This window comes from Flavobacterium sp. (assembly GCF_020217025.1).
Lineage (GTDB): Bacteria > Bacteroidota > Bacteroidia > Flavobacteriales > Flavobacteriaceae > Flavobacterium.
In genome coordinates, this window is the sequence record NZ_JAIWOF010000025.1 from 1 (window position 1) to 10000 (window position 10000).

General features: G+C 31.8%; 9 protein-coding genes, 1 tRNA gene and 1 pseudogene. 4 read left to right on the forward strand and 7 right to left on the reverse strand.

What is annotated here, in order from left to right:
• Together LDL23_RS01050 and pdxA are read right to left on the reverse strand one after the other, a co-directional pair.
• A pseudogene (locus tag LDL23_RS01050) lies at positions 1-189 on the reverse strand (DUF177 domain-containing protein); the annotation flags it as partial.
• Between the two features lie 81 nt (positions 190-270).
• Positions 271-1320 carry a 4-hydroxythreonine-4-phosphate dehydrogenase PdxA gene (gene pdxA / locus LDL23_RS01055; RefSeq protein ID WP_291264047.1) on the reverse strand — a complete coding sequence of 350 codons (1050 nt, stop codon included), beginning with the start codon at positions 1318-1320 and terminating at the stop codon, positions 271-273.
• Between the two features lie 58 nt (positions 1321-1378).
• On the opposite strand from pdxA, the gene LDL23_RS01060 reads away from it, so the two are divergent.
• Entirely contained in the window at positions 1379-1969 is a 591-nt protein-coding gene (locus LDL23_RS01060; RefSeq protein WP_291264048.1) for a riboflavin synthase, read from the forward strand.
• Positions 1970-1979: 10 nt separating this feature from the next.
• Here the strand turns inward: LDL23_RS01060 and LDL23_RS01065 are convergent, their stop codons facing one another.
• From LDL23_RS01065 to mce, 3 genes are all read right to left on the reverse strand, one after another.
• On the reverse strand, positions 1980-2183 hold the full coding sequence (locus LDL23_RS01065) for a hypothetical protein (RefSeq protein WP_291264049.1): 204 nt from the start codon (positions 2181-2183) through the stop codon (positions 1980-1982).
• Positions 2184-2402: 219 nt separating this feature from the next.
• A tRNA-Ile gene (locus LDL23_RS01070) sits at positions 2403-2476 on the reverse strand.
• Between the two features lie 59 nt (positions 2477-2535).
• Positions 2536-2937: a methylmalonyl-CoA epimerase gene (mce, locus tag LDL23_RS01075; RefSeq protein WP_291264050.1), complete on the reverse strand. Its 402-nt coding sequence runs from the start codon at positions 2935-2937 to the stop codon at positions 2536-2538.
• Between the two features lie 117 nt (positions 2938-3054).
• Here mce and rbfA point away from each other — a divergent pair, with 117 nt between their 5' ends.
• Both rbfA and LDL23_RS01085 read left to right on the forward strand, forming a co-directional pair.
• Positions 3055-3447 carry a 30S ribosome-binding factor RbfA gene (rbfA, locus tag LDL23_RS01080; protein ID WP_026726411.1) on the forward strand — a complete coding sequence of 131 codons (393 nt, stop codon included), beginning with the start codon at positions 3055-3057 and terminating at the stop codon, positions 3445-3447.
• A 1-nt stretch (position 3448) separates the two neighbouring features.
• Positions 3449-4648 (forward strand): FtsX-like permease family protein, encoded by a 1200-nt coding sequence (locus LDL23_RS01085; RefSeq protein WP_291264051.1) that lies wholly within the window; start codon positions 3449-3451, stop codon positions 4646-4648.
• 48 nt (positions 4649-4696) lie between these two features.
• Here the strand turns inward: LDL23_RS01085 and LDL23_RS01090 are convergent, their stop codons facing one another.
• On the reverse strand, positions 4697-5995 hold the full coding sequence (locus LDL23_RS01090) for an HTTM domain-containing protein (protein ID WP_291264052.1): 1299 nt from the start codon (positions 5993-5995) through the stop codon (positions 4697-4699).
• Complete coding sequence (locus tag LDL23_RS01095; RefSeq protein ID WP_291264053.1) at positions 5992-6924, reverse strand: bifunctional riboflavin kinase/FAD synthetase; 933 nt, start codon at positions 6922-6924, stop codon at positions 5992-5994. Before LDL23_RS01095 ends, LDL23_RS01090 begins: the two co-directional genes overlap by 4 nt.
• A gap of 175 nt (positions 6925-7099) precedes the next feature.
• On the opposite strand from LDL23_RS01095, the gene LDL23_RS01100 reads away from it, so the two are divergent.
• Positions 7100-9934 carry a zinc-dependent metalloprotease gene (locus LDL23_RS01100; protein ID WP_291264054.1) on the forward strand — a complete coding sequence of 945 codons (2835 nt, stop codon included), beginning with the start codon at positions 7100-7102 and terminating at the stop codon, positions 9932-9934.
• The last annotated feature ends 66 nt before the right edge of the window (positions 9935-10000 follow it).

The window sequence follows — 10000 nt, forward strand, 5'->3', positions numbered from 1 at the left end:
TTTATGCTTAAAATCGAGTTCAAGCATAGTGCTTTTCTTCTCTAAAACAATATCTACTTTAACTGAAACGTCATTAAATTCGTCGTAATCAAAGTTTTTAAAGAACGTATTATCTATTTGATAATCAAACTGATGCCTCCCTATTTTTAATCCCACAAAAGGAATTAAATATTCTTTTAAATTGTTCATAACAACAGTTTTACCTTTTTAAAAGGTGTGCAAAGATATAAAATATTTATAAATTCAAACTAGTTGTAAACATTTTTTTGTTTATAACTGCTTTTCTTTTGTTTTTAAAGGGTTTTTAATAAGCTCTTGATAGTCATTTCTTTTCTTAAAAATATCAATTGCTAAATAAACCGCCTCTTTAAATGACTCGTGATTAGCCACTCCTTTACCTGCAATTTCATAAGCAGTTCCGTGATCTGGGGAAGTTCTAATTTTATTTAATCCAGCTGTATAATTAACTCCATTTCCAAAAGACAATGTTTTGAATGGAATTAATCCTTGATCATGATACGTTGCAATAACCGCATCATATTTTTCATATTGTGCCGAACCAAAGAAGCCATCTGCCGAAAAAGGTCCGAAAACCATATTTCCTGCTTCAAATAATTTTTTCAAGGCCGGCTTAATGATTTTTTCTTCTTCTTGACCAATTACACCATTATCACCCGAATGTGGATTCAATCCTAAAACCGCCACTTTTGGTTTTTCAATTTCAAAATCTTGCTTTAACGTTTGAATGATAGTTTTGATTTTACTCGAAATTAATTTTTCATTCAAATGTTTCGCCACTTCATTCACTGGAACGTGATCAGTTAGCAAGCCAACACGTAAATCATCATGCACCATTAACATTAAAGCATCACCCTCTAATTCTTTATCCAAATAATCCGTATGACCCGGGAATTTAAATTCTTCTGATTGAATATTATACTTATTAATAGGTGCTGTTACTAAAACATCAACCAAACCTTCTTTTAAAGCTTTTGTTGCAGCAACAAAAGATTTAATTGCATAGCTTCCAACTACATCATCATTTTTTCCGAATTCTAAATTCACTCCTTCGCGCCAAACATTTAATACGTTGATTTTTCCAACAACCAATTGCTCTATTTTATCAATCCCATGAATAGCAATATCGATATTTAATTCTTTTCTCAAAAAAGAAACAATCTTAGCATTTGCAAAAATTACTGGCGTACACAATTCTAACATTCGAGTATCTTCAAATGTTTTTAAAATTACTTCGCTTCCAATACCATTTAAATCTCCAATCGAAATTCCAACAATTATATTTTCTGCTTTTTTAACCATGACAAGTGTGATTTATTGCTTACTTTTGATGTGCAAATTTAGTAAAATTAAATCAGTTATGTTTACCGGAATTATAGAAACCCTCGGAATTATAAAAGAAATCGAAAAAGATCAGGAAAACCTGCATGTAACGGTGGAATCTGACATTACTCACGAATTAAAAGTCGACCAAAGTGTAGCACATAATGGCATTTGTTTAACGGTGGTGAAAATCGAAAACAAAAATTACACCGTAACCGCCATCAAAGAAACGATTGATAAAACTTCGATTGGAAATTGGAAAGTTGGAGATGTTGTAAATTTAGAACGCGCCATGAAATTGGGAGACAGATTAGATGGACACATTGTTCAAGGTCATGTTGACCAAATTGGAACGTGTACAAATATTAAAGAAGCTAATGGAAGTTGGGTTTTTACATTTGAATACGACGCTTCATTAAACAACATTACCATTGAAAAAGGTTCAATAACCATAAACGGAACTAGCTTAACAGTTGTAAATTCAGGATTAAACACATTTAGTGTCGCAATAATCCCTTATACTTTTGAACACACTAATTTTAACACTTTTAAAATTGGCACAAAAGTAAATTTAGAATTTGATGTAATTGGAAAGTACGTAAGTCGATTAAACGAATTAAGAAAATAAAAAAAGGCTCTTATATAGAGCCTTTTTTTGTAGATATATATTTCTTAGATAAATAATAACCTGAAACTAACGCCAAAAGGAATAAAACAACCAATCCTCCATCAATAGGCAAGCCAGGCGGCGGCGGTGTTGGTGGTGGCGGTTCGACTGGAGTAGCAGCTAAAACACCTTGAATACTAAAAAGTACTACTAAAATTGTTATAATTTTATTCATAATTGTTCTCATTGGGGGCAAAAGTATAATTTATATCATTCCTTTACTAATAAAAGAAAATATTTAATAATAAGTTAATATTGTACAACTCAAACTTATTAGAAAACACGAAAATATAAATATTTTTATACTTTACAAGTTATTTTTAAAAAAAAACTTAAAAAAAACTTAAAATTTGTTAATTGTGAGTTTTTTCTTCTTAAATCTTAACAATAAAAGTGGTCCCACCTGGGCTCGAACCAGGGACCACCTGATTATGAGTCAGGTGCTCTAACCAACTGAGCTATAGGACCAGTATTGAAGTTGCAATATTAAGACTAATTTTTAAGGCAACCAAATATTTTTTTAAACTTTATTTTATTTCTTGACAAAGCTCTACCAGCACGCCATTAGTGCCTTTTGGATGTAAAAAGACAACCAATTTATTATCAGCACCTTTCTTCGGAATCTCATTTAAAATTACAAAACCTTCGTTTTTTAGCCTAACAACTTCTTCATTAATATCATTTACGTCAAAAGCGATGTGATGGATTCCTTCTCCTTTTTTTTCTAAAAATTTAGCAATTGGGCTATCTGGATTAGTTGCTTCTAACAATTCTATTTTATTTGGTCCATTCATAAAAAAAGAGGTTTTAACTCCTTCACTAGCCACTTCTTCTTCCTTGTATGGCGGTTGTCCAAATAATTTTTCAAACAAAACATTTGAAACTTCTAAACTTTTTACAGCTATACCTATATGTTCTATTTTTCTCATCGTATTATTTTTTTAATGCGAACAAAGTTAACAAAAAACCACAAACGGTTATCCGAAGACATTCATATATAGTTATAAAAGAATACGGCTTGATGAATTTTTATGTATTTTTGCACCATGGAAACAAATAGACAAAAAAAAATAGGGGCACTTTTACAAAACGACTTGGTATCGATTTTACAAGGTGAAATCCGTAAAAATAACATCAACAACCTAGTAATTTCGGTTTCAAAAGTAAATGTAACTTCAGATTTATCTATTGCAAAAGTACATTTAAGCGTTTTTCCAACCGATAAAGCTCCAGAAATTTTAGCTGCTGTAAAAAGCAACGCACCGCTTATTAAACATGATTTAGCACAGCGTGTAAAAAATCAATTGCGAAAAGTTCCAAATTTGATTTTCTACATTGATGATAGCTTAGATTACATCGAAAAAATTGACAAAGCATTAACTGGAGAAGAAAATCCAATTGAAAATCCAGATTTATTAGAAAAAAGAAAGAAATCGTAATTTGAACCTTTCCTTTTACATAGCCAAACGTTACGCTGTTAGTTTTAGCAGAAACAAAGCAATTAACATTATTACTGGAATTGCTTCTGTTGGAATTATAGCAAGTACTATGGCGCTTTTTGTTTTCTTGTCGGTTTTTAGTGGTTTAAAAGAATTTAGTTTGAATTTTGCTAATGCTTCAGACCCAGATTTACGAATTGAAACCACAACAGGCAAAACCTTTTTGGTCAGTCCAAAACAAGAAGAATTACTTAAAAAAAGCAACAACATAAATTCCTTCAGTAAAATTATTGAAGAGCGAGTTTATTTTATGTATGACAATAAAGAATTGGTAGCACATATAAAAGGAGTTGACAATCATTATATACAAGTAACCGATTTTAATAAACATCTATATGCAGGAGAATGGTTTGAAACTAATTCTGAAAGCGTAGTTATTGGAGCTGATATTAGCAGAAAACTAGGTTTAGGTTTATTTGATTACAATAATGCTTTAGAGGCTTATGTTCCAAAACCTGGAAAAGGTGATATTGAAAACGCTAACGAAGCTTTCAATAAATCTTTACTGTTTCCTTCTGGTATTTACTCTATTAATGAAGAATTAGATGGCAAATATGTTTTTTGTTCTATTGGGCTAGCCCAACATTTTCTTGGTCTAAAAAACAACGAAATCACAAATATTGAAATCAAGTTAAAACCTAATACGGACGAAAATAAAGCTAGAAAAGAGCTTAATTCTATTTTAGGAAATGACATTAAGATAAAGAATAGAGCTCAGCTAAATGATTCGTTATATAAAATGCTACAATCGGAAAACTTGTTCATTTATTTATTTAGCACATTAGTTGTAATTCTTACCTTATTTTGCCTTGCTGGAGCTATTGTAATGATTATTATTGACAAAAGAGACAATCTTAAAACATTATATAACATTGGTGTCACTCAAACCTCAATCCGTACGATTTTTTTTACCCAAGGCATCATTATCACCCTATTTGGATTAGCAATTGGACTAGGTCTCGCGATTGGCATCATATTACTGCAACAACATTTTTCTTTCATCATGATTACCCCTACAATGCCTTATCCAGTACTTTTTGAATGGCAAAATATGGTGATTGTGATAATGACCATAACAATTCTTGGGCTAATCTCTTCATGGATTGCTTCTGGAACAGTAAATAAAAAACTATTTAGTTAAAAGCCAAATAATAAAATAACGATATTTGTTTCAAGCATTACTATTTAGTTATCTGTTCAATAACCATTCATTATGCCTAAAATAATTCCATTTAGCTTTAGCCATATCAAATTTCGGATCAATTAAGGTTTTGTATTCTTTTCGATTAATGCTGTTTTTACACTCTATAAATATTGCAATCTCTTTTCCCTTAAATTCCTTTTTAATGTATTGGCAATATTGCCAGATAAAATCGGGTTTAGTAGCTAAATTTTGTATTTGTTTATCGGTTAAATTTTTTCTGTAATCGTAAACAGATAACTTTCCCGTTTTTAAGTCTTTGATTCGAATGTGAATAAAGCCACTACGTTCGCGAAGCATCATCCTCCAACTTAAACGATGACCTTCTTCTGTCCAAAGCACATCACCTTCAATAAAATGATGACGTAATGGAAGTAAAAGCTGTATAATCAAATACGGAATTATCAAAAAGTAAACTATTTTTTTTCCGTAATAATTAGAGTGTCCGTTTTCGGTTTCAATGCTGGTTTTCTTTCTTAAGAAGACGCTTCTGATAGTTTCGGGTTCATAAAAAAATAGCGCAAAAGTTAAAGCAAAAAAAGGAAAAATTCCAATTTCTAAGAATATAGCATTAAACAGATGAAAAGTTAAGGATGCTAGTAAGGCTAACATTCTTGTTTTTTTAAATAAAAGCAATGGAACAATTAATAAATCAAAAACTATCCCCATGTAAGCAATGAATAGATAAAACCATTTTTGAAGAAATAGTTTTTTTAAAGCAATTACATTTGTTGAATCAGCAAGTAAATTGCGGGTAAAAGTTCCATCTAACCAATCTGGATAAAACTTTGCTATGGAGGCAAACACGTATACAATTGCTACTTGAATGATGAACAAAAGACTAATCCAATAAGGCATTGTGTTTTCTTCTTTAATACGATTTTGTCTTACATCTAAGGAAGCGTAGCTATTTGCTGGAAGAAAAATCAGCAAAAAACTTATCAGGAGTAATAAATAATAATGATTGTTGTAAGCCGTTTTTTGCATGAAATAAACTCCGGCCCATAAAAGAGTGTAGGAAATGATCGCTAATCGATAGCGATAACCAAACATAATGGCCAATCCGAAAACTCCCATTGCGATGAAATAAAAATACATTCCAAAGCCAGGCAAAGGCTTTAGCCATTCAAAGCCAATGAAAGAAAAAGTAACTTCAGGATCAATCAAAATGCGTTTAACCCACCCAGTTAAAATAGCGCCAAAACTTTCACAAGCAACTAAAAATCCAAAAAATATTCGGAAAACAACTAATGGACTGTTATCAATTGCTTTGAAAAGAATTTTCATTTTAAATTTTGAATGTAATTTAGTGAAAATAATTTGTCCTTTTCAAGTTGGGCTTGTAAATCTGAAAGCGAATTGAATTTTCGCTCGTCTCTAATATGTTCTAGGATTGATATTTTTAATTTTTTATTGTAGATATTTTCACTCATATCAAAATAATGAACTTCAATTGATTGTTCATTTTCACCAATTGTTGGATTGTTTCCAATATTCATCATACCAAAATACGGAATATCGTTAATTTCACTAAACACTATGTAAACCCCATTTTTGGGTAACAATTTATAACTTTCGTTAATTTGAATATTAGCGGTTGGAAAACCTAATGTTCTACCAATTTTTTTACCTTCAATCACTTTTCCAGAAATAAAATAGGAATATCCTAAAAATTGATTGGCTAGTTTGATATTTCCTTCCATCAAAGCTTTTCGTATTTTGGTAGAACTAATAGCTATTTCATCAATTTCATGAGCGTTAATTTGCTCCACTTCAAAACCATATTTTTTTCCAAATGAAATTAAATCACCAATGTCAGCAGTTCTATTTTTTCCAAAGCGATGGTCGTGACCAATAATAATTTTGTGAATGTTTAATCTATCAACGAGGATTTCTTTCACAAATTCCTCTGCAGATAAATTAGAAAATGCCGCATCAAAAGGATGAATGATAAGGTTATCGATGCCGAACTTATCCAGTAATTCTGCTTTTTCATCGATAGTATTTAACAACTTAATAGAGGTGTCTTGTTGCAAAACCATTCTTGGATGCGGAAAAAAAGTAAGTAATGAAGATTCGTAAGTGTTATTTTCCTTTGCTTCAACTACTTTTTTTAAAATAGATTGATGTCCCAAATGAACACCATCAAAAGTACCAATAGTGATGATTGTTTGCTTTAATTGGTTAAAATCAAAAACAGAATAGTGGGTTTTCAAATTAAAATGGTTTCTGCAAAGATATTTGACTTTACTCAAAGAATAAAAGGTTTAAATAAATTATTTAATAAGCAATTTAATTAAACTAAAAAAAGAAGTAATTTTGTTAATATTTTCAAAACTAGAACTATTAATCAAAAAATATCTATTTTTGTAATTATTAAATTTAACTAACATGAAAAAAACATTACTAATTTTAATTTTTTCTGTGTTCTGTGGATTTGTATCAAATGCACAAACCGAGAAATTTTGGAAAGAAGTACCTAATAACGAAGGTATAGTTAAACACAAAAGTGTTACTAGGGGAAATTTTCCGCTAGAATTTAAATTATTTCAGCTTGATCTTGATGGAATCAAACAGGCTTTATTAAGTGCTCCTGATAGAAAAGAACTTGACAAAAGAGGAATAATAATCGCATTACCAAACGCAGACGGAAAATTAGAACGCTTTGAAATGTTTGAAGCATCTAATTTTGATGCAGAACTTCAAGCACAGTATCCAAACATTCGTGCCTATGCAGGTATGGGTATTGATGACAAAACCGCTCAAGTTCGCTTGAGTTTTGGAGTTAACTCTCTTCAAACAATGACTTTTAGAGCTAACAAATCTACTGAATTTATGGAGCCATACAATAGTAATGCTACTATTTTTTCTGTTTATAAAAAGTCAAATGTTAACAACAAATTACCTTTTACTTGTCTTACTAATGAAGAGCAACAAATTGCTGACTTAGGAAGAAATGGTAATACAACCATGACAAGCGATCCTGTTTTGAGAACATTTCGTTTAGCTTTATCATGTACTGCTGAGTATGCTAATTATTTTGGCGCTTCTAATGCTGCACAAAGCGCATTAGTTTTAACAGCATATAACAACACCATGACACGTGTTAATGGAGTTAATAATAGAGATTTAGCTATTCATATGAACATTGTAGCTAACTCAACAAATGTTATTTTTTACAATCCAGCTACAGATCCTTATTCTGATGCAGTTACTGGTGCTGCAGGTGATTGGAATTTAGAGTTACAAAACACTTTAAGTTCTAGTTTAACTGGCCCAGCTACATCTTTAGCAGCAAACAATGCGGCTTACGATATAGGTCACCTATTTGGAGCTTCTGGTGGTGGTGGTAACGCAGGATGTATTGGATGTATTTGTACCAATGACACTGCAGCAACTGATGATAAAAACAAAGGTTCTGGATTCACTTCTCCTGCAGATGATGTACCATCAGGTGACTCATTTGATATTGATTATGTAGCGCATGAAATGGGACATCAATTAGGTGCAAATCACACTTTTACACACTCAAGAGAGAACAATTCTGTAAACTATGAACCAGGAGGAGGCTCAACAATCATGGCTTACGCTGGAATTACAAATTTTAATCTTCAAAACAACTCTGACGATTACTTTCATGCGGCAAGTATTGCTCAAGTGCAAGCTAATATGACAACAAAAACATGTGATGTTGAAACCGCTTTAACTCATGGAGTACCAGTTGTTAATGCAGGTGCAGACTATTCAATTCCTAAAAGCACCCCATTTACTTTAACTGGAACTATGACAGATACTGGAGGAGGAACTTTTACTTATTGTTGGGAACAATATGATGAAGCTACAACCTACTCAGATTTATGTACAGTTTCAGCACTTAATGGAACTGAAGATAATGATTGTGTTCCTTCAGCAACAAAGACTTCAGGAGCTGTTTTCAGATCATACCCTCCTAGCACGTCCCCATCTAGAACTTTTCCTAGATTAGAATCTGTATTAAGAGGTTCAGTAAGTACGACAGGAGGAAATATTCCTGCTGAATTTTTATCTTCTGTTACAAGAACACTTAACTTCAGATTAACAGGAAGAGATAATTCAGTTGGTGGTGGTGGTGGTTTAACACAGTTTGACAATATGGTGGTTACCGTTGCTAACAAAGACGCTTTAAGCGTTTCATATCCAGCTGCTGCAAACACAAATGTTTACGCTATTGGCTCTACTCATGTTGTTACTTGGACAGGAACTACAAGTCCAACTACAGGACACCAAACTATAGCAGGAGCGGCAAATGTAGATATTTTGTTTTCAAATGATGGAGGGCTAACATTCCCTTATACTTTATTATCAGGAACTCCTAATGACGGTTCGCAATCAGTAACTTTACCAGCAGGTGTTTCGGGTGCTGATTGTAGATTTAAAGTAAAAGCAAGTGCAAATATTTTCTTTAACATTAGTAAATCATTTGCTGTTGGAAATTATACATACCAAACACAAAATATTTGTACTGATTATCCTTTTACATTAAATGCAGCAATTACTGAAAGTGCAGACACTTCTTACCCAGGAGTTGCATTAACCATTACTGATTCTTATACAATTTCAGATGCAAATTTTTATGCAAACGTAACGCATCCAAATATTGGCCAATTTAATATCTTATTAATGGCTCCATGGCAAGCATCTTTAAACACAGCGCTTTGGTATAATAATATTACTTGTACAGGAGCAAATATGAACAAAGGGTTTGATGTTTCAGGCTCTCCTGTTAATTGCGCAACTACAAATGACGGCGGTACTTTTGTTCCTTTTTCAAGTGCTAATATTGCAGCTTATGCAGGAAATAATAGTGCTGGATCTTGGAAAGTGTATTTTAAAGATACTGTAGTAGATTCAAACGTTAGTGCTGCTTCTTTTAACACTTTTATGATTCAGTTATGTCGTACTGAACAAGTTGCCGTTTTAGCAAGTGAATCTTTTGGATTAGATAATTTTGTAATCTATCCAAATCCAAATAGCGGAAACTTTAATGTGCAATTTTCTTCAAATTCAAATAATGAAATTAACATTGTTGTACATGACATGAGAGGAAGAGAAATTTTTACTCATAATTATAACAATTCCGGCTTATTTAACGAGTCTATTCAATTAAACAATGTACAATCTGGAATTTATCTTGTAACTGTTCAAGATGGTGATAGAAAAGAAGTGAAAAAGATTGTAGTTGAATAAATAGTAAAATTTACATATTTAAAAGAGAGGACATTAGTCTTCTCTTTTTTTTTGCTATTTTTTTAA